21 protein-coding genes and 1 pseudogene are annotated in these 19203 nt (G+C 44.8%); 2 read left to right on the top strand and 20 right to left on the bottom strand.

Annotation, left to right across the window (positions count from 1 at the left end; all coding sequences use genetic code 11):
* Positions 1-243: 243 nt before the first annotated feature.
* The 3 genes from V1224_05650 to V1224_05640 form a co-directional block, all read right to left on the bottom strand.
* Positions 244-477 (bottom strand): hypothetical protein, encoded by a 234-nt coding sequence (locus V1224_05650; protein ID WWR16918.1) that lies wholly within the window; start codon positions 475-477, stop codon positions 244-246.
* A 1-nt stretch (position 478) separates the two neighbouring features.
* Complete coding sequence (locus V1224_05645) at positions 479-2182, bottom strand: recombinase family protein (protein ID WWR16917.1); 1704 nt, start codon at positions 2180-2182, stop codon at positions 479-481.
* Between the two features lie 154 nt (positions 2183-2336).
* Positions 2337-2501: an SHOCT domain-containing protein gene (locus tag V1224_05640; protein ID WWR16916.1), complete on the bottom strand. Its 165-nt coding sequence runs from the start codon at positions 2499-2501 to the stop codon at positions 2337-2339.
* Between the two features lie 610 nt (positions 2502-3111).
* Between V1224_05640 and V1224_05635 the strand changes: the two genes are divergently transcribed.
* Positions 3112-3849: a hypothetical protein gene (locus V1224_05635; protein ID WWR16915.1), complete on the top strand. Its 738-nt coding sequence runs from the start codon at positions 3112-3114 to the stop codon at positions 3847-3849.
* A gap of 26 nt (positions 3850-3875) precedes the next feature.
* Here the strand turns inward: V1224_05635 and V1224_05630 are convergent, their stop codons facing one another.
* The 10 genes from V1224_05630 to V1224_05585 form a co-directional block, all read right to left on the bottom strand.
* Positions 3876-5384: a recombinase family protein gene (locus tag V1224_05630; protein WWR16914.1), complete on the bottom strand. Its 1509-nt coding sequence runs from the start codon at positions 5382-5384 to the stop codon at positions 3876-3878.
* A gap of 89 nt (positions 5385-5473) precedes the next feature.
* Positions 5474-5650: a hypothetical protein gene (locus V1224_05625; protein ID WWR16913.1), complete on the bottom strand. Its 177-nt coding sequence runs from the start codon at positions 5648-5650 to the stop codon at positions 5474-5476.
* A 133-nt stretch (positions 5651-5783) separates the two neighbouring features.
* On the bottom strand, positions 5784-5987 hold the full coding sequence (locus tag V1224_05620) for a hypothetical protein (protein ID WWR16912.1): 204 nt from the start codon (positions 5985-5987) through the stop codon (positions 5784-5786).
* A 507-nt stretch (positions 5988-6494) separates the two neighbouring features.
* On the bottom strand, positions 6495-6917 hold the full coding sequence (locus V1224_05615; GenBank protein WWR16911.1) for a sigma factor-like helix-turn-helix DNA-binding protein: 423 nt from the start codon (positions 6915-6917) through the stop codon (positions 6495-6497).
* A gap of 308 nt (positions 6918-7225) precedes the next feature.
* Entirely contained in the window at positions 7226-7393 is a 168-nt protein-coding gene (locus V1224_05610) for a hypothetical protein (protein WWR16910.1), read from the bottom strand.
* A 106-nt stretch (positions 7394-7499) separates the two neighbouring features.
* Entirely contained in the window at positions 7500-9860 is a 2361-nt protein-coding gene (locus V1224_05605) for an FtsX-like permease family protein (protein WWR16909.1), read from the bottom strand.
* Positions 9844-10539, bottom strand: a complete 696-nt coding sequence (locus V1224_05600) for an ABC transporter ATP-binding protein (GenBank protein ID WWR16908.1) — start codon at positions 10537-10539, stop codon at positions 9844-9846. The genes V1224_05605 and V1224_05600 overlap by 17 nt, the downstream gene beginning before the upstream one ends.
* A gap of 64 nt (positions 10540-10603) precedes the next feature.
* A complete protein-coding gene (locus V1224_05595; protein ID WWR16907.1) occupies positions 10604-11833 on the bottom strand; it encodes a HAMP domain-containing sensor histidine kinase in 1230 nt (409 codons plus the stop codon).
* The gene (locus V1224_05590) at positions 11830-12528 is read right to left on the bottom strand and encodes a response regulator transcription factor (GenBank protein WWR16906.1); all 699 of its coding nucleotides are present in this window, start codon (positions 12526-12528) and stop codon (positions 11830-11832) included. Before V1224_05590 ends, V1224_05595 begins: the two co-directional genes overlap by 4 nt.
* Positions 12521-12709 (bottom strand): helix-turn-helix domain-containing protein, encoded by a 189-nt coding sequence (locus V1224_05585; protein WWR16905.1) that lies wholly within the window; start codon positions 12707-12709, stop codon positions 12521-12523. The genes V1224_05590 and V1224_05585 overlap by 8 nt, the downstream gene beginning before the upstream one ends.
* A 147-nt stretch (positions 12710-12856) precedes the next feature.
* Between V1224_05585 and V1224_05580 the strand changes: the two genes are divergently transcribed.
* A complete protein-coding gene (locus V1224_05580) occupies positions 12857-13222 on the top strand; it encodes a helix-turn-helix transcriptional regulator (protein ID WWR16904.1) in 366 nt (121 codons plus the stop codon).
* A 168-nt stretch (positions 13223-13390) separates the two neighbouring features.
* Here V1224_05580 and V1224_05575 read toward each other — a convergent pair whose 3' ends face one another.
* The 7 genes and pseudogenes from V1224_05575 to istA all read right to left on the bottom strand — a co-directional run bounded on the left by V1224_05575 (position 13391) and on the right by istA (position 18864).
* Complete coding sequence (locus V1224_05575; GenBank protein WWR16903.1) at positions 13391-14806, bottom strand: relaxase/mobilization nuclease domain-containing protein; 1416 nt, start codon at positions 14804-14806, stop codon at positions 13391-13393.
* 79 nt (positions 14807-14885) lie between these two features.
* The gene (locus V1224_05570) at positions 14886-15176 is read right to left on the bottom strand and encodes a CD1845 family protein (protein WWR16902.1); all 291 of its coding nucleotides are present in this window, start codon (positions 15174-15176) and stop codon (positions 14886-14888) included.
* 163 nt (positions 15177-15339) lie between these two features.
* The gene (gene vapD / locus V1224_05565) at positions 15340-15708 is read right to left on the bottom strand and encodes a VapD family protein (protein WWR16901.1); all 369 of its coding nucleotides are present in this window, start codon (positions 15706-15708) and stop codon (positions 15340-15342) included.
* Positions 15709-15711: 3 nt separating this feature from the next.
* Entirely contained in the window at positions 15712-16050 is a 339-nt protein-coding gene (locus tag V1224_05560) for a hypothetical protein (protein ID WWR16900.1), read from the bottom strand.
* 160 nt (positions 16051-16210) lie between these two features.
* A pseudogene (mobC, locus tag V1224_05555) lies at positions 16211-16387 on the bottom strand (plasmid mobilization relaxosome protein MobC).
* Positions 16388-16543: 156 nt separating this feature from the next.
* Positions 16544-17311, bottom strand: a complete 768-nt coding sequence (locus tag V1224_05550; GenBank protein WWR16899.1) for an ATP-binding protein — start codon at positions 17309-17311, stop codon at positions 16544-16546.
* Complete coding sequence (istA, locus tag V1224_05545) at positions 17308-18864, bottom strand: IS21 family transposase (protein ID WWR16898.1); 1557 nt, start codon at positions 18862-18864, stop codon at positions 17308-17310. The genes V1224_05550 and istA overlap by 4 nt, the downstream gene beginning before the upstream one ends.
* Positions 18865-19203: the final 339 nt, after the last annotated feature.

The raw sequence follows: 19203 nt of genomic DNA, 5'->3' as shown, positions 1-19203 counted from the left end.
GATTTCTCCTTATCTGTAAGTCCATAAATAATATCATCAATACTGTAATAGAGAACAGTATATGTTTCTCATTCGAAAATACTTCAAAGCATCCCTAATGGTGTACACTGCTAATACTTTGTATCCTCAAATTTCTGCTTGTTATAATTCCTACGCTCGATGATACCTCATTTTTTCACTTGTGTAAAATACAAACTGCTGACTTTCAATCCCATATACTCCATCACATAATCCTTGATTTTCTCATGGCAATCTTTGCACTCTTTCCGTCAAACCAGGCTCATCAAACTCTATCTCGATCTGTTGATCTGGTCTGTATGAAGTTTGGACAATAAACAAACCGTCTCCACATGTGTCGTCACCGCCTAATGAACACGTTTCGTCCACCACGTCATTCTCACATGAACACAAACTTAATTCTGTGTCCACTTCCACAATTACAGTCTTATCAACAACTTCTGCCAGCCTGCTCTCCATCTTATGACACCCTCTTTTCTTCCTTTGACTTCTTTGCCTTTTCCTTAAACTGCTCCTTAGCATGTGGCACTGTTCCTGTTTGATTACCTTTTAACACAAAGGTCAGTTTGTAAGGATCGGGTGTCCCGTCTTCCTCATATCCTCCGACAATTACCCTGTCAATGATACTCTCAAAAACCACCCTGTCAAATTCATCAAGGACTTGTTCTTTTTCAAGTGTGTCACGGAGTTCTGACATCCGCCTGTTTATATCTTTCTGTGTGCAGATACTGTCCTCAAGAAGTGCTTTCCTCTCGGACAGTTTATGAAGCTTTCTGGTGAAATCCACCATTTTTTCCTCGTACACCTCTTTGGATATTGTACCATCAATCAGCATGTCTGTCATCCGTAATGTCTTTGATTCCAGTGAAGAAATATCCTTTTCAATCTGCTGTTTCTTCCGTATATTTTCATCACTGTCAGCCGATTCCGCCACATATGACAATACCACATCCAGCACATCATCAAAATTGCCTGCCAGCAGTCCAAAAGTATCCAGAAAAGCTCCCTCTAAAATTGCTTCATCGACTGCTTTACAGTTCGGGCAGTTGGCAATGCCATTCTTAGTGGCATTCATACACTGCCACACCGGTTTTTCATAATCAGACCTGCTGTGTCTTGTCCTACGTGTGAGCTTATGTCCGCAATAGGCACATTCGCACATACTACTGAAGGAATACTGACGTGTATAACGTTCCCTGTTTCCGGTTGTTTCAACTACTTTATTTCTGGAACGCTTCATGCGTATTTCCTCTGCTTTATCCCATATTTCTCTTGAGACAATCGGCTCATGATGATCTCTGAGATAATACTGGTTTTCTTCTCCCATATTTGCAAGCCTGCGTTTGGAAATTGGATCGGTAGTAAATGTCTTTCCCAGAAGAATATCCCCTTTGTACTTTTCATTCTTAATCATCCCCATAACACCATGCGTATGCCAGCTTACTTCTCCTTTTTTATTCTTAATTCCAAGTTCCATTAACCGTTTTGCAATCGTGGTCGTTCCATAACCCTCCAGATACATATCATAAATCATACGGACAATCTCCGCTTCTTCCTCATTGACAGTTATGCTCTTGTCCTCGGTATGATAATCATATCCATAACAGCCATTGAAACCGATCAATTCGCCACGCTTCATTTTCATCTGCAATCCCATCTTGACATTCTGTGAAAGTGACTCCACCTCTTGCTGTGCCAAGGAACTCATAATAGTCAATAATAGCTCGCCGTTCATATCAAGTGTATTGATATTTTCCTTCTCGAAAAATATGGCAATATTCCGGTCGCGTAACATTCTCACATAATTCAGCGTATCTACCGTGTTGCGGGCAAACCTTGAAATAGACTTTGTAAGTATCATATCTATTTCGCCATTGTTGCAATGGGCAATCATATCCTGAAAGCCACTCCGCTTATCCGTCTTTGTTCCTGTGACCGCTTCATCCGCAAATATTCCTGCATTTACCCAATCTTTATTCGATGCTATCTTTTGTTCATAATACAGTTTCTGTGATTCAAAGCTCCCTAACTGCTCATCATCATCGGTAGATACACGACAATATGCCGCCACCCTGATACGGTCAACCCTCAAAGCTCCCGTACTGCCCCTGTTCCTGCCATTCGGAACAATTTTTGTCTTTTGCAATACCTGCACTTCGCTCATACAATTCCTCCAATCTTTAAAATAATCTGCATAGTAATTTCTGTCAGTCCTATATGGAAAATGACAGTTGCAAAGGATTTTTCTTTTTGAAACATCCTCTGTATGCTGCCATCATATACTCAAACTTAAATATTAACGAATGTACCGAAAAATTTTATGCTGCTTCATCGGTATTTTCCACAATCATAAATCTGTCTTTCAGTTTCCCCTTTGTATATCGATACTCTGATTCTGTAATACTCCCCTTACGGTAAATCCTGCGAAGGACTGCCATACACTTTGCATACTCCATTTCTCTTGTCATCCGACTCCTCCTCATTCTAATATTTTCACTATCGGCTTCTTTATTGATACATTGAATTTAACAAAATGAACATCTCTGGCAAAAGCGTTGACCCTTTCGGCTTCCATTCGCATCCCATGCTGTCATTGCTGACCTTTAGCAACGATCTCTGTTTCAAAATCTGCCTGTGGGCTTCCCCTGCTCGGAATATTCCCACCCTTTCGGAAGTGTCTGCCTGCTCCTCTTTTCCTGTAAAAGTGTCTTTGCAGGTCTGTTGGCATGAAATACAGCTCATGAATCCGTTTTGGCGGATTGTTTATCAATGTTCTTTTGCTGCTTCCAAACCTTCTTCCAATTTTTTCATAATTCGACACAAGATTTATCCACAGCATGATATAATTCTTTTGTAACCGCCTTGTCTGCCTGATGGCTTTAAGCGGCTACGCTTTCATGGATTTATGATACCAATACAGAAAACGGAAAAACATTGACAGAGACTTGACCATACATTGACATAGAATTTTTTGAAGGAGAAAATAATTTGAGAAATCGACTTACCTTTGCAAATATAATAAGCATACTGCTTGAAAATAAAAAGAAAACATATCAGCAACACCAGCTTGTCCGCAGCTTATTTTCTGCATACTTGAACGATGAACTTCCAAGCAGTGAAATATATGCAGAAAACAACACCATGTACAGCCGCTGGTGCACCGGAGCAAGACCGATACCTATGGAAATTCTGCGCATTTATGAGGAAAATAATTTTGAAGTCATGGAAGAAGATTTCCGATGCAAAATCATTCCGAACCTGATAAATGAATCACAGGCACGTTCCCAAATAGAGGAACTGATCAATGACAGCCGCAATATCATTGGTAACAAAACCACAAATGAAATACTTGCACTTACCGATAATGCGGCATTTTTTACTGCCGCAGTCCGTTATGCCATTCTGTCAGATCATGAACACAGCGGCTTATTTTCACCCGATTTATCCGATACCATACAAAGCAGCCGCCTGCCCTCCATTACAGAAGAATTTGTAGGGCGCAAAAATGAACTGAAAGAATGTGGAAAATTGTTACAGGAACACCCCACACTTTTTATCAGCGGTGTGGCAGGAATTGGGAAAAGTGAATTTGCAAAATACTATGCGGATAAGAACCGTAAGAAATATACAAATCTCATTTATCTCTACTATACGGGAGATTTAAAGAAAAACATTGCAGGCATGGAATTTGATAATGATACCAGTGAAATGACCGAGGAAATGCTTTTTGATAAGCACTATAAGATTTTGAAAAAGCTGCACCGTGACAGCCTTATTATTCTTGATAATTTTAAACATCAGTGTACAAGGGGTACAAACAAGATAAAATAGAAATGAGGGGCGATAGAGCGGAAATGTCAGATTTTCCACTCTATCTGAACACGGTCGCTGGTGGCCTTGATCGTAGAGATCAAACCATCGGCGGCTTTTCTTTTGTCGTCAAAATCTATGCTCTCCCAGTTGTCGAGATAATAGGATAACTTCTTTATCTGCTGGGGAGATATGGTTTCAACGCTCAATTCAGCGATTGCCTTTGAAATGGTCTGGCGTCGGGTGTCCAGTTCTTCAATTTTTTTGTTGGCGTAGGCAAGCAAGGTCGCATTGGCTCCGGTCAGCGTATCCAGCAGCTTTTCAATTTCTGCCTCCACTTGTACCAGCTCCACTTGATAGGCGGTCAGTTTCGGATTGACTTTTTCCTCTCTGCCGTGGAGTATCTGAAAGTCTTTGAACTTCTCCTGCATGGCCGAGAAAATGAATTGCTCAAATTCTTCTTTGCGGATTTTCCCGCAGCCCGGACAGCCTTTGTTTTCCGTCCGTTTGGTACAGCGGAAATACCCGGTGCTGTTTGGTACATGGGTGGCTTTCAGAGCATACCCACAATGCCCGCATTTGATTTTTCCAGCCAGCCAAGTGTTCTTCGGTTTCCGTCCCTGCTGGAAGGTGGTATTTGCCATAAGTTTTTTCCGGCATTTCAGCCATGTGTCAGAGGAAATGAGTGCTTCATGGGGAGCGATAACAAGTATCTGGTCTTTTAAGCACCTGTCCTTGTCCTCCTTCACATCCCGCCCCTGATAGAGATAGCAGCCGTTTGTTCCGGCAAAGTCAGAAGCGTCATTGACAATCGCTGCACCCTGACTCTTGAAAAATTCGTACAGCTCCAAGTCGGCCTGTGCATAAACGGGGTTTCGCAAAAGCTGGGAAAGAAAACTCCGAACCATTGACTTCTCGTAAATCTTGATACCCTGTTCCTCGAAGTATCGGGTAATATCTCCGAAGGAGGTTTCCGGTTCAGCGTACATTTCAAACATCAGCCGTACATGGTCGGCGGCTATGGGGTCGGCAACCATTTTCTTTGTGCGGATACCCTCTACCACAGTAGGCTCTAACTGATAACCGTATGGTGCCTGTCCGCTCATGTGGAAGCCTTTCAGACACCGGGAATAGTAGGCGTCTGTGACACGCTTCTGAATTGTCTCACGTTCAAGCTGGGCGAATACAATGCAGATATTCAGCATGGCCCGACCCATCGGGGTCGAAGTATCAAACTTTTCTGTGGATGATACAAACTCCACATCATACTCTTGAAACAGCTCCATCATCGTTGCAAAGTCCAGAATAGAGCGGCTTATACGGTCCAGCTTGTACACGATGACCCGCCGAACCTTTCCCTTGCGGATTTCGCCCAGCAGCTTTTGAAACTCCGGCCTGTCCGTGTTCTTACCGGAATAGCCTTTGTCCTTGAATACCCGGCAGCTCCCGCCTTTCAATTCATACTTGCAAAAGTCGATCTGACTTTCAATGCTGATACTGTCCTTGCGGTCTACTGACTGTCTTGCGTAAATACAATCTTCTCTGATAAATTCCATATTGGGCTCCTTTCCTTGTTGGAATGGAGCTACCAACCTTACAACTATATTATACCATCAGCAGCCCTGGACAACAATGTTGCGAATGATTAGGGAAATCTGTCTCCATATTTGCTGAACACCTCGTAAAGACAACGCTCAATTTCTTTTTTGCGCTGTTCTTTCTCCTTCGGGGGAAGTACCGGCGTGAGGCTTTCCAGCACAATGATCTTCCCTTGAAATGCGACAGACTTTGTTTCTCGTTCATAAGTGACAGCTTGCGTCATTGAAAACCTCCTTTGCGAAAGTGCGTGTATATGCCAGCCTTTCCCACTTGTCCCGTGGGGAAATGTCAAAAGACGGCACCCAGCAGGTGCCGCCCTTTGAGCTTTCTCCACTTCGGGTCAATGTGGCCCGAGGTCAGTAAGGACTGGAAAGGTACTTTTCTTTGGCGTCCTCCACGCTGTTGAGGTCGAATACTTCATAAAGCTGCCCCACAACACGCCGTATATCCTTCTTTGAAAATCCGCAGTTCTCCATTGCCATAATGACATAACCACGGCAGGCGTCATTGCTCCATTCGTCCGGTTCCAAGCCGGGGATCATTCCAAACGCATTTCCCATAAAGTGCTCCTTTTTTGAAAAGATGGGGAGCCACGCCGGATCGGTTGGCCTATCATCAGACAACATTGCCGGGGGCTCCCCATAGGTTTTCACTTCATTTCAGACACACCGGACGGGCATAGGCTTCATGCCCCATAGTATTTCAACTCTCCCCATTCTGATGGCAAGGCGTTCTCATTGCCTGCGACGGCTCACGGCTTGCAAGACCGCTTCAACGCTCGGACTGTGACTAAACGCAAGTATCCGGGTTCTGCGCCTGTTCCGGTGGAGCCAGCCTTGCCCCACCTATGGCATGGACCTGTTCGCTCGCTCAGTTTTACAAAGACTGTATTCTCTGAAATCCGAGGTCATGGCGGGTCTGTCACACAGCGCGTTTCCCTTCGTATCCGGGTGTCTTTTTATTCAATTTTCAATCTGCATGAGGTTTGTCTGAACCTCGGGCCATTGTGACCCGAAGTGTTTTGCCTCTCATAAGCCATTTCATTTTCCGGCCTAAATCGGTACGCCTTACAAAGAATTTTTCAAAATTTTTTCTAAGCGCCGCAGACCTCGCTCGATTGCGACACGAACCACTTTTTCATGGACACCCTCTGCCCGGGCAATATCCTGTTTGGTCATGCCGAGAATGAAATGAGCGTAAATCCGTTTTGCCTGTTTGTCCGGCAGACTGGCAATCGCCGCATGAAGCTCCTGCATGGTCACTTTCCGCTCATACAGTTCATGGGGAGATAAGGCGACAAAGACAGCTTCATGCTCCAGCCCGTCATCCCGATCAAGGGAATAGTAGGCTTTGTGGCGGTATGTACGCAGCCGGTAGGCAGCCTCTTTACGATCAAACTCTTTGAACATTTCTGCAACTTCTTCCGATACTTCCATGAAGCAATCCGATGTATAGAATGGGTAATAGTCCCGCAAATTGATAATAGCCATATTGACCTCCGTTTCGGTTGTTGGTTGACGAGTGACCGAAACGAAGGCGGCGGGGAGCGGCACCGGGGAATGGCTTCGGGCCAACATGACCCGAAGCCGCCCCATAAGAACGCAAAAGCGCCCGGGCGGCATGAAGCCACACGGACGCGTGAAATGACATAATAGTTAAGGTTCCAACAAATTTCGCATACATAGCCGGAATAACCCGGAGGGGGAGCTATGCTTTTTTTAACTGATGTAGGTCATGGGTACTGTGAAAAAAGACAAAAATAGACACGGCGGCAATCCTCCTATATGCCGCCGTGGATTTACACGGTGTTAGGTCGTCGTTGGTTTAGGGATAGACGAAAAGAAACGGCGGCTCTGAAAATCAAAGCCGCCGCTCCATAGGCGTGTAAATGTGTCTGCTGTACGACGGCTTTTTTTCTTTTGCCGTCGTCCGGCAGATATGTATTTTCAATTTCTGTTTTAATCATAATAGTTCCAGCTTACAAACAGGTGAATTTTGACTTACGAAACTGTAAGCTCAATAACAGCAGGCGGGCTTAATTAAAAACCCACCTGCTTATATATGATTTGAATTTATTGTGCGCTGATTGTATCAACAATGGACATATTGCGTATTCTCTTGATTGGCCCTTGCACAGCCAAAATTATAGAGATTACAACAATCAACAGAATAACGGCTACCTCTGGTAATGGAGGAGTCCAAGCATCCCCCCATCTATAACTTATCAACATTCCAAACAATAGCTTATTACAAAACAGTCCCAACACCGTACCAACTACACCGCCGATTATGGTATAGGTGAAGGCTTCTGCAACGATCATTTTACTTAGCTGTCCCATGCTAACGCCGATGGCGCGGAAAGCGCCATACTGTTTCAACCGTGCAGACACACTCATGGAAATACTATTGATTATGTTAAAAATTGTAATCATTGCAATTAGGACGAGGAATCCATAGATGAACAGCCAAAAACAATAGTAAGTTCCCATGGTACTGCTGTTACCCATGCGTTCATCAGCGAAAGTAAATGATGAATCTACCATTTGGCGGATCACATAAACCTCTTCGTCTGTTGCGCCTTTCACTAACTGCACATCAATAACCGTATATTTCGACTCGCCAGTAATTTGTTCAAATGTATCCTCTGAACAAATAATTGTTCCAACATCGGCGGCACTGTAAAACGGACAGTTGGACAATATTCCAACAATTTGAATTTCTTCACTTTGTCCGTCTATATTCAGGGATACCGTATCGCCTGTTTGTATTGTGTTCTGCGAATTATAAACAATTAAGCCCGTCCCTAAATCAGTTTGCACAGATTCCAGAGAACCCTCTAATAAATAGTCCCTTGCCCAATCAAATTGATACTGCTCATAAGAGATTAAATCCATCTTTTTTTCAATACCGTTTGTGACAGACGGAACCTCGTATGCAAATTTTCTTCCATACGCTAAATCCACAACAGGATTTTCCTTTAGACTATCGAGTTCTGTTTTGTCAATAGCACAGGAGTTATCGGGACTTATGATAGATAGATCTGCTGTCCAAGGTTGGAGCGGTGTTAAGGTATGCTGCATGAACTCAACTGTTACAGAGAATGAAAGGAAAAGGATAATACTGAGAGCAAATGAGCTTGTCATCAAAAACAGATTTTTCCGATTTGCTTTTGCGTGATAAATTCCAAGTGCTGTATCAATCTTAAGCAGTTGTGTATTAGCGGCATTTCTTGCAGGCTCCAAGTCGTTTGCATTACCGGACACCGCTGCCAGCGGAGATACTTTTGCTGCTTTCTTTGCCGGAGAATAGGCAGCGAACAAAACTGTTACCAAGCCCACAACGATTCCTGCAAGAATACTTGGTACGCTAAATCCGAATGTAGGCATCGCTTTGAAAAATTCCGGACTTAGGAAACGCAAAATCGCGCATAAGACCCAAATGACAACTACACCGATGGAAATACCCACAGGGATCGCCAAACGGCACCAACTAAGCGCCTCTTTCCGTACTAAGCGCATAACCTGTTTTGGTGTTGCACCGATACAGCGCATAAGGCCGAAAAATTCTGTACGCTGGGCTACATTGCTGTTAAGGCTGCTTGCAATCATCATAATACCAGCTAACATTACCAGCACAAACAATACTGCCGCGGCCAAATAAACCTGTAATAAAAAGGGAACACGGCTTTGTCCAAGCAATCCAAGCAGATTATTGTTGGAAGATATTTGTTCATCCGATAAATTGCATTGTTCTTTCAAATCAGCAATTTTCCCTTGTATATTTCTTGTGTTTGCAAATTGAGCGTAAAACATAATGCCGTAATCATTCGGTTCCCCGTCTGATACATTCGGATAAATAGTGCAGTAATCCTCTGTGTTCAAAATGATGCCGTAGGAGTCGCCACTCATTATCGAGGCGGTATTATTCATAAATCCTGATATGGTAAAATTCAGTTTGTCGCCATCAGGAGTTTCTACGGCAATGGGATCACCAATCGCAACACCCATTATCTGCTTTGCATTTTCAGTCACCAACGCTTCATTACTTGTCTGTGGAAAAACACCTTCTTCAAGTTGGTCAGTCCAGATTTCAGTTATATATCTTTCATCACAACCGCATATCGCTACATTTTTTCCACCCAAAGTATAGCCTAAATTTCCACGATAATTGAGAACGCCATACGGTGAAAACACTTCTATATCAGGCCGTGAAGCGATAATTGCAGCTTTCTCATTACTGATATTCCGAATGGCAATATGCCAATTCCCAGACTCCTGCTGTGCCTGCAAAATCTGGCTGCGGATGAACATATCTGCCATTCCAAAAATAGTTGTAACCAGAAACACAGCCAGCACAATGCAAAAAATAGACATTCTGCTTTGCTTCTTGTGGATTTTTGCGGATATGGGAACAAGGTCAAGATAATGCTTCATTTGTTTTTCCTCCCAAATCCGTCAAAACGCCATCTGATACCCGAAACACCCGATCAACGGATGCAGTCAAATTCTTATTGTGGGTAATCATCAGGATTGTTTGCTGATAGCGGCGGGAAGCCTGTGTAAGCAAGGTAATAACATCCTGACTATTCTTGCTGTCCAGATTGCCAGTAGGTTCATCCGCCAGAATCAGTTTGGGCTTTGTGATTAACGCCCGACCAATGGCAACACGCTGCTGCTGTCCGCCGGATAGTTGGCTCGGCAGGTGACGCCGACGCTCGGTAAGGCCCAAGAGTTCCAAAATTTCTTCTACTGCTGCCGGGTCTGGTTTGCGATAGTCCAAAAGAAGCGGAAACATGATATTCTGCTCCACATTCAGCTCGGAAACCAACTGAAAGGATTGGAAGATAAAGCCGATATTACGACGGCGGAAAATCGTGCGCTGTTCCTCTTTCATGGAAAACAGGTCTTGTTCATCAACCCAAATGTGGCCGGAGGTAGGGGTATCCAAAGCTCCAATACAGTTCAGTAATGTGCTTTTGCCAGAACCGGATTCACCCACAACGGCAGCAAATTCGCCTTTATCCAGAGAGAAGGAAACCTTCTTCAACGCTTCGACTTTCGCCTCACCCTTTCCATAAGTTTTACATAAATCTTGTACTTTCAATATTTCCATAGTCATCAGTACCTCCTTTCTCAAAAGGATAGCAAAAGCAGCTTACAAGCAGATGAATTTGACCTTACAGTTCCGTAAGGAAAGAAAGTGTAAACCGCGTACCTTTTCCAGCTTCGCTTTGTACGGAGATAACACCGCCTTGCCCCTCAATAATGGACTTGGCGAGGGGAAGCCCCAGTCCAATTCCTTGTGTATCAAGAGAATGTTTGCTGCGATAAAAGCGTTTGAAGATATGATGAATATCTTCCGGGGCTATACCGTTACCATTATCAGAAATAAAAATACGAAACACGGCAGGAGTGCGATCCCATGTAATATAGACAATGCCGCCAGCTTGTGTGTGATCCAGCGCATTTTTTACAACGTTTCCAATCGCTTCGCCTGTCCATTCCATGTCACAAATAAGCTGCTGTTCACCATCGCCATCTATCTGAATCTGCTTGCTTTCGCTTTTAGCCCTTGTGGTTAGGTCATTGACTGAATGAGCTATCAGCTCGGACACACGGCAACTTTTTTTCTCAAAAATGATGTTTCCCGTATCCAGTCGGGTTATCTTCAACATGGATAAGATTAACTGCTCCATACGCTTTAGAGAAATACCCATCTTCGCCGCAAACTGTTTGACCGTTTCTGCATTTTCTGGCTCACTTTCAATGATCTCCTGATACATAGCGAGGGCTGCCAGAGGCGTTTTGAGCTGGTGAGATATATCGGATATGGTGTCTTTCAAAAACTCTTTTGCTTTACGCTCTGTTTCGTTTTTGGATTGGAGCATAGTTGCAAGCTGTTCTATCGAAGAAAACACTTGATAGATTGCACCCTCGTAATTCTGTGGCAAATGAGAAGAGTAATCCCCGTTGATGTAATTTGATAATATTTTGTCGGCCTGTTGGTACAATCGCTTCCTTTTCCAGAAAAAAACGAATACTCCTATGGTAAGCACAAAGAGAAAAAATAACACAGTGCATAGCATGATGAAGAAAGCGGAACGCTGAAATTGATTAAAAAAAGGCCGCATACTGCTTTCTGCCTGTTTTCCCAAACCCGCAGCCGTTAATAATGACCTGCCATTTTCACTAATGTTCGTATTAGTAAAGGCAACTGCTATCACTTCTTTAGAAACACCCTGTTCCAAAAGTGAGGACGAAACCGCTTCATCGTGTTTGAGCCATAGGACTTCCACATCGTTCACCTGATAAATAGTCAAAACGGCTCCTGTACCTACAAACAACAGGGAAAACAAAATTAAAAATATCAGGAAGCCTTTAATCTGTCTATCTTGGTACAAGCTCATACAGACACCTCTTTCCATTGGTAGCCAAATCCCCGGATGGTTATAAGGTGTTCTGGATGGGACGGATCGGTTTCCACTTTTTCACGAAGCCGCCGTACATAGACGGACAGGGTGTTATCATCAACAAAATTTCCTGTATCATCCCACAGCTCATTTAGAATGATGTCCCTTGTCACAACGCGATTTGCATTTCTTACCAGCAGGCAAAGCAAACGATATTCAGCGCTTGTCAAATCCAATGCTTTTCCCTTTAAGGTTGCACGGCTACCCAACAGATCAATGGTAATGTCGCCACATTCCATAGAAGTGTTTTTTTCGCTTTTGGAAACTCCGGCCCGACGCAGCAGCGCCCGGATACGGGAACACAATTCCCCCAGCTTGAAAGGCTTGGTGATATAATCGTCCCCGCCGCTATCTAACCCACGGATTATGTTGACTTCTTCATCCGATGCGGTCAGGAATATAATCGGGACTTTCTGATTTTCTTTTCGTACTGTTTCACATACATCAAATCCAGTTCCATCTGGCAGGGTGACATCCAAAATCAACAAATCGTATCTGTCGAGTTTGGATAAGTATTGTTTTGCTTCAGATACAGTACGGGCAACTTCAACATCAAATTCATTCTTTTTCAAAGAGTAGACCAAGCCATCTATCAGACTAACATCATCCTCCAATAGTAATATTCTATTCATTTTTTAATTCCTTTCCTTGTTTTGTCCGGCCATCAAGCGGCTTCTCCGCAGTTTTAGGAATCAGCCAAACACCGGCCATTTTCACAGCGCCGGGGATACGCCCTCCGGCACAATAATAATTTACCCTACGAGGTGTCACGCCCCACTTTTCGGCGGTCTCTTTCAATGTCATATAGTCCATTTCGCACCTCCACAGAATACATTATAGTTCTTTATCTCGAATAGTACAAGTTGGAGGCTGCACATTGATGAAATGAAATACTACTTTATATAAAATTTCATTACATTCTCATAATCCAACCCGAAATGTACAATGACATAGGGTGATATGAGAATGAACCAAGATGAAAGAAGGTTTGACTTTCACGGCCTCGGGGCAGCTCTCAAACGAGCCAGAGAAGAAAAGGGTTGGACACAAGCCTATGTTGCGGAATTAGTAGACCGTGACTCCCGTACCATTATGAATATTGAGAACAAAGGTCAATATCCCAGCTTCGACCTTTTTGTTAAACTCATTACTATGTTTGACGTTTCAGTTGACCAGTTTATTCATGCGGACGGAGGGGCAAGGCCAAGCTCTTGCAGAAAGCATATTGATGTACTTCTAAACTCCATGAATGAAAAAGAGCTTGTCGTGATAGAAGCCACAGCCGAAGGCATTAAGAAAGCCAGAGAAACGGAGGTTCCAGAATAAGGGCCTCTGTTTTTTGCGCCATTTTAGGGGCTGCCGCTAAGTGGCAAGCAATGCCTCTGTGGCCACAAGTGGCACAAAGGCGGCTTGTTGGGGCTCGCCCCAAACCCGTATCTTCGGGCCAACATGGCCCGAAGTGTCAGCGTCGCTTTGCTCCTTGTTTTCATAATCTCAACGCTCCTTTTCATGCTTTCTGCCCGGCTCGGTGTAGCCCATCAGAGTGTCAATGTTCGCCTTGATCGTGACAATCTCCTGCATATCCCGTCGTGCCTTTTGGTATTCTCCATAGAGCTGTTTTTTCCTTGCTGTGAGCTTGCGGCCTTCTTCCTTCAGCACATCCATTTTGGGGAGCTTTGCCCCGCCCAGCAGAGAGCGCATTTCCGCTTGTGCAGCCCGGTACAGTTCAAGGTCGGCCTCATGCTCCGCAAGAAATTTCCGGCTGTACTTCGTCGCCTTATACTGCTCAAAGACCGGACGGGTTTTGGCATACTGAACCGTTGCGGCCTTTAGCCCGGCATTGGTTTTCATGGCCTGTTCTGTCTGCTTGATCTGCTCGGAAATGGCATGGAAACGGTCTGCCGCCTCGGTGGCCTTCTGCGCCAACTGCTCATAATCGGTCAGGCCATTGTCTTGTATATAGGCAAGAGCGGCGGCCATCTGCTTAATGTTAAATACCTTCGCCCAGCGTTCATATCCCGGCCCCTTACCGGCAGCCAGCTTTGCTTGAATATCCACCGCCAGACTGATTTTCCGCTCCGAGTGCCCGGGGCGTTTTTCTTTGCCCTCAATGGCGGCCAGAACATCTTGCAAGTCGTAGCCGTCCCCCAGCGTGGAGGCACGCAGACGGGTGAAGCGTTCCTGCCCTTGCCCGGTCAGCCGGAAACTGATACCGCCGCCCCGAACCTTCTTGACTTCATATCCGGCCCGTTTCATCAGAACAAGAAATTCATCCAGATCGGCGGGGCGTTCCGCCAGTACAGTATCAATGGTAAGGCGCAGCCTGTCCTGATAAGAAAGCGGCCCTTTTCGTTCTTTCTGCCATTCTCCATAATTCCGATACTTACTCTTGCTCCGGGGCTTCGGGTTCTCCACAATGGACAGCCCGTTTTCAAGACACAGCCTGTCAGAGAGCCGACGGAGGGCAAAGCTGGAACCCCAAAAGTTTCGGAATTTCCGGGTACAGTCAAGGGTGGTGGAGTTGTAATAAATGTGACAATGGATGTGCTGCTTGTCAGTATGCGTGGTAACGATAAAAGCGTGCCGCCCCTTCGTCCAGCGCATAGCCAGCTCATAGCCGATACGGTTTGCCTCCTTCGGGGTAATCTCGCCCGGATAGAAGGATTGTCGTATCTGATAGCACAGCACATCATTTTCTTTCTTCTGTTCCCGGCCCGTCATAGCGGCATAGCTGGCCTTTGCCAAAAGGAACTCGTCCGCCACGGTGGCCGGATCACATTCATAAGCGGAGATATACTTTCCGCTTTCTGTTTTCTCCGGGTCCTTGCCATAGTCCAGACAATCCCGGATAGCCTCGGCAATCGTTTCGCCTTCGCCCGCATGGCGCTGCAACAAAGTTGTGGTAGCCAAAAATCATCCCTCCTTTCCATGAGAAAAGGGCGACCCATTCAGACCGCCCCGACTTCGGGCCAGTATGGCCCGAGGCTGCTTAACTTGCCAGAAACCGGTACAGAGCGGATTTGCCTCCGTCCAGCGCCCAAAGAAGGGAGCCCGCCGCCGCTTGCAGTCCATACGGCGAAAGAAGGAAGGCAAGAAACAGAAATACAATCCCGCCTATGGGCGTCGGCGTGAAAAAAAGAGCGACACCCAGCACCGCCAGGATCACAGAGGCAATCGTCAGCAGGACGGCACAAATATCAAACAGGAATACCAGCAGAGCCGCCAGAAGGGACAACGCCAAAGCAAAGGGAGCAACCAATATTTTCAGCAGTATCTTCATCTTCAAAACCTCCTTTATCTATCCTTCCTACCCCTATTTTATCATGCCTGCCCGGGGACATAAATGTTGCGAAAGATTAGTAAATCCTGTCCCAAACCTTCGGGCCAGTATGGCCCGAAAACAGAAATTCGGCAGGACACATTCATGTCCTGCCGAATTTCTGTTATTCTGTTTCCTGCTGCGGGCAATCGGGAACTGTTAGCAGCGAAGTGTCGATAACAATATCCTCTGCTGGTTTCAAGAGCTCTGTCAAATCGTGCTGCCGTCCCACGTTGGTCACATCAATTTTATTCACGCATATTCCAATCCACGGAAACTGTCTGCTTAATTCATCCATCAAATCGTATATATCAGCAGTTGCCAGCTTATCATCCGATATGTAGCCGGAGCCTTGACGGTGAGAAAAACGATGCCGTTTGAAGAACCGGCGCAAGTCGTCATACGCCTGTCGGTAATTGGCTCCGGGGTAATGCTCTTTTAATTGATGGGTGTCCAGATCAAAATTTAAGGCTTTGAAATATTTTCTCTCCAAAACTCAAGCCCTCATTGCTGTTTTTTCCTGATAGTGGGTCAACAGATCTTCTTCATTGAAATCATCTGGACTGTCAGAATCGTCACTGTCACAAAGACGCCACACAGAAACATTATCCATAAACCATGTCTGCCGCTTCAAGGTATTGACGATCCGGCCGAACAGACTAAAATCCCTCGCTCTGCCGCAGTCACGGAATACCAAAGCGCCGGAACCATCCTCCATACGGGGAAGGCCCACGGTTTGGAATGTATGATTGATTGTGTTGTAAATGCCATCCAGCCGGTACTTATTTTCGGCTGTGATTTTATCATCATTCATGCGAATAACCATTTTCAGCATGGTATCAGCCTCCCTTCTTGAATTATTATATCATTATAGAGCTGGTTCTACAATCTTGAAAATCTGAATTTTTTATGACGGGCTTCGGGTCATGCTGGCCCGAAGTGGTAAAAAAAGAGCAGGGCGGCAAGCCCCGCAACGGAAGCCTGCCGCCCTCGTCTTACTTTGCCACCAGCTCGGAAAGCTCCCGCAGCACCTTTGACACCTCGCTCCACAGTTTTTCATAGTCCCGCTTCAATCCGTCGATTTCCTCCGGGTACACGCCATAGGTATGTGCGTGTATGGCAACCTGATTGAGATTGTTGGAACAGCGCCGTTGCAGAGAGATCAGCTCTTTTGAATATTATCCTCCTTGGGAGCCACCAGTTTCCCGCTTGAGAGCCACCTGGAAGTTTCCACCTTGAGAGCCACCCCGGACACAAGATATAGTAGTACTGCCTCTGTTGCTTCAAAATACAACAGAGGCAATAACATGTATAGCTTATTCAGACGATCATGATTCTATTTCGTCAACAAGCTTTTTCAGTTTCTTTGAATCATACAGCTTTCTCAGGTTTGTTTCATTTGTAGGGATTTCATAGGCATTATGGATAATCCTGTCCATGATGGAATCTGCCTGCGTTCCGCCGCCGAGCCTGCCATGCCATTCATCGACAGGATACTGTCCGACAAAGACGGTGGAATGATTCCCGCTGCGCTGTTCAAACAGCTCATAGAGGTTCTTGGCGTCTTTTTCGGAAATTTTGTAATTAAGCCACTCATCAAGGATAAGGATCTGATAGTTGCCGATCCTTTTCCTGTATTTTGTAAGCTCCCTGAGGTTGTCGTTCTGATTCTCAAAGTTACGCATCAGGTCAGGCATCCTGATATACAAAACCCTGTAAGTTTGTCTGCACGCTTCCACGCCAAGGGCGCATGCAAGGTAAGTCTTTCCAGCGCCGGTCGGTCCTGTGATGACAAGATTTGTTGCATTGGAAACAAATCCCATTGTGGCCAGATTCAGGATCGTGGACTTTTTTATCTGTCTGGAATCGTAATCCAATGATTCCAAGCTTGCGCTAGGATATTTAAAGTAAGCATTCCTGATCAGTCTGTTTATGAGCCTGTTCTCCCGTTCCTGTATCAGTGTTTCCAGAAGCAGTTCCAAACGCTTTTCGTAGCTTAGATCCACAAGTTTTATATCTTTTTCCTGCATTTCTATGATTCTTGCAAGGTCGCTTAATTCTAATACCGATAAACTCTTTTTTATTTCAATGTTCATTTGTCGTCTCTCCTTTTTTTGTAATAATCTGCGCCTCTGACAATTCCGAATTTCTGATTGTTTTCCTTGAACTCTGTGAGTTCTTTTGCACTGTTTATGCTCCTGGCATGGGAATATATAGTCTTATAATAAGGCATATGGTATTGCCTGAGCGCTTTATCACATGCTTTTTCAAGGACTTCCGGTGTATAGATATCCGCTATGGAAAGTATGGCTCTTGCTGTCTGCATGGGTTGTTCTTTCACTTTTGCCTCGTCAAACATCCTGCGGATTACCTCAAATGTTTTGGGGCCTGTTTCCCTTGCTTTGTCACAGAGATCTTCCACTGACAGATTTTTTTTGAGCGGCAAAGGAAGATGGGCTTGCTCTGTCCGCATACCGTTTGTCATATGTTTGGAAAGTATCGGATGCTTTGCTATCTCTGTTCTGTTATAATAGATAAATACAAGATGGCTGTTAAATTTGATATCCACCTTGTATCCGATATACCTGTATGGAACGGAATACTGACCTTTGTTCCACCATATATGAGAGTTGCTGCCGACTTTATGCCCATAAGACCATTCACAGACTTCATAGGGAATAAGCGGCAGGGCTCTCAAGTATGGTTTTTCTTCCGTTTCAAAGATGCTCCGGCGGCTTCCGGGGCGCTTCTGGAAAGGCTTGTCATTGAATTCTTTTACCGCTTTTCGGATTCCGGCATTTAATGCGGCTAATGATGGGAAGGTATCATTTCTGAGTTTTGCGATAACAGCCGTGGCAATCTTACCCACACTCCCTTCCACACTTGCTTTCTGCTTTGGCTTTTTGACGCCTGTTGGCATGATAGCTACGGAATAATACTCGCCAAGCGAAAGATACGCCTCATTTAGTATGATCTCACCTCTTTTAGGATGTGAGGTCACTCCGGTTTTTAAGTTATCACAGACAACTTTTACCGGTGTCCCGCCAAAAAACCGGAACATGTTTACATGACAGGAAAGCCATGCTTTTTCATCCATACTGGCTGCGGCTTCCACATAGCTTATCTGGCTGTAGGGCATAGTTGCAACAAACAGGTATGCTGTTATACGTTCCCCGGTATCCGGCTCCGTATAGCTCATTGCAGGGCCGGACCAGTCAACTTCAATCTCTAATCCGGGTTTGTGTTCTATGTGGCTCGTATAGTTTTTATCTGCCGTAAATTTCTTATAATTTTTAGCAAATGTTATATAAGAACATGCACGTGCCCCGTCTTTCTCACATCTGGCACAGTATTCTTCCCAAAGGAGCTTCTCTGTGACGCCTGTCTTCTTTAATTCCTTATGGACGTAAGAATAATCAACCGGTGCATATCTGGGCTTATATTTAAACTTATCCGGATAAAACAGTCCATAGAGTCTGTCGTCATCCCATTCAGAAATATCATCCCACGATCTGCCTGACTGTAAAAACAATGCCTGAACTTCGGCGACGGTGTTTCTGGATACACCTAAAACTTTTGATACCTCCCTTGCGCTTAGATTTTTTCCCAGAAGTTCGAGAATGCTTCTGACTTTTGTCTTCTTAAACATAAAAAGACCTCCTTATAGATTATTTGGTGATACTGCATTTGCAGTTCTCCAGAAATAACTATAAGGAGATCCATAATAAAATCAAATATACATGGCAGCACAATATGTTGTGGTGGCTCTGAAGGTGGAAAATATCCATTCCGGATGGCTCTCAAGCGGGAAACTGGTGGCTCCCAAGGAGGATAATATTCAGGGCTCAACTTTTCAGTCAAGCCCCCGTGGGAAGTTCCTCCTTTCTCCGCCATGATACAAAAATACCGCCCGTAGTCTCGTTTGGGCGGTACTTTGTGTAAGATTGGCAGTCCATTATTAAGTTTTTTATTATGTTCCCTTTGTACA

Source organism: Lachnospiraceae bacterium JLR.KK008 (assembly GCA_037015955.1).
Lineage (GTDB): Bacteria > Bacillota > Clostridia > Lachnospirales > Lachnospiraceae > VSOB01.
Note: the sequence above shows the minus strand (reverse complement) of the source record. Positions and strands in the feature narration are given on the sequence as shown.

What these genes read in the sequence shown, in the direction of transcription:
- V1224_05650 (WWR16918.1), bottom strand. Translation starts at nt 477, where the DNA reads ATGGAGAGCAGGCTGGCAGAAGTTGTTGATAAGACTGTAATTGTGGAA.
- V1224_05645 (WWR16917.1), bottom strand. Translation starts at nt 2,182, where the DNA reads ATGAGCGAAGTGCAGGTATTGCAAAAGACAAAAATTGTTCCGAATGGC.
- V1224_05640 (WWR16916.1), bottom strand. Translation starts at nt 2,501, where the DNA reads ATGAGGAGGAGTCGGATGACAAGAGAAATGGAGTATGCAAAGTGTATG.
- V1224_05630 (WWR16914.1), bottom strand. Translation starts at nt 5,384, where the DNA reads ATGGAATTTATCAGAGAAGATTGTATTTACGCAAGACAGTCAGTAGAC.
- V1224_05625 (WWR16913.1), bottom strand. Translation starts at nt 5,650, where the DNA reads ATGACGCAAGCTGTCACTTATGAACGAGAAACAAAGTCTGTCGCATTT.
- V1224_05620 (WWR16912.1), bottom strand. Translation starts at nt 5,987, where the DNA reads ATGGGAAATGCGTTTGGAATGATCCCCGGCTTGGAACCGGACGAATGG.
- V1224_05615 (WWR16911.1), bottom strand. Translation starts at nt 6,917, where the DNA reads ATGGCTATTATCAATTTGCGGGACTATTACCCATTCTATACATCGGAT.
- V1224_05610 (WWR16910.1), bottom strand. Translation starts at nt 7,393, where the DNA reads ATGATTAAAACAGAAATTGAAAATACATATCTGCCGGACGACGGCAAA.
- V1224_05605 (WWR16909.1), bottom strand. Translation starts at nt 9,860, where the DNA reads ATGAAGCATTATCTTGACCTTGTTCCCATATCCGCAAAAATCCACAAG.
- V1224_05600 (WWR16908.1), bottom strand. Translation starts at nt 10,539, where the DNA reads ATGGAAATATTGAAAGTACAAGATTTATGTAAAACTTATGGAAAGGGT.
- V1224_05595 (WWR16907.1), bottom strand. Translation starts at nt 11,833, where the DNA reads ATGAGCTTGTACCAAGATAGACAGATTAAAGGCTTCCTGATATTTTTA.
- V1224_05590 (WWR16906.1), bottom strand. Translation starts at nt 12,528, where the DNA reads ATGAATAGAATATTACTATTGGAGGATGATGTTAGTCTGATAGATGGC.
- V1224_05585 (WWR16905.1), bottom strand. Translation starts at nt 12,709, where the DNA reads ATGGACTATATGACATTGAAAGAGACCGCCGAAAAGTGGGGCGTGACA.
- V1224_05580 (WWR16904.1), top strand. Translation starts at nt 12,857, where the DNA reads ATGAGAATGAACCAAGATGAAAGAAGGTTTGACTTTCACGGCCTCGGG.
- V1224_05570 (WWR16902.1), bottom strand. Translation starts at nt 15,176, where the DNA reads ATGAAGATACTGCTGAAAATATTGGTTGCTCCCTTTGCTTTGGCGTTG.
- V1224_05560 (WWR16900.1), bottom strand. Translation starts at nt 16,050, where the DNA reads ATGCTGAAAATGGTTATTCGCATGAATGATGATAAAATCACAGCCGAA.
- V1224_05550 (WWR16899.1), bottom strand. Translation starts at nt 17,311, where the DNA reads ATGAACATTGAAATAAAAAAGAGTTTATCGGTATTAGAATTAAGCGAC.
- istA (WWR16898.1), bottom strand. Translation starts at nt 18,864, where the DNA reads ATGTTTAAGAAGACAAAAGTCAGAAGCATTCTCGAACTTCTGGGAAAA.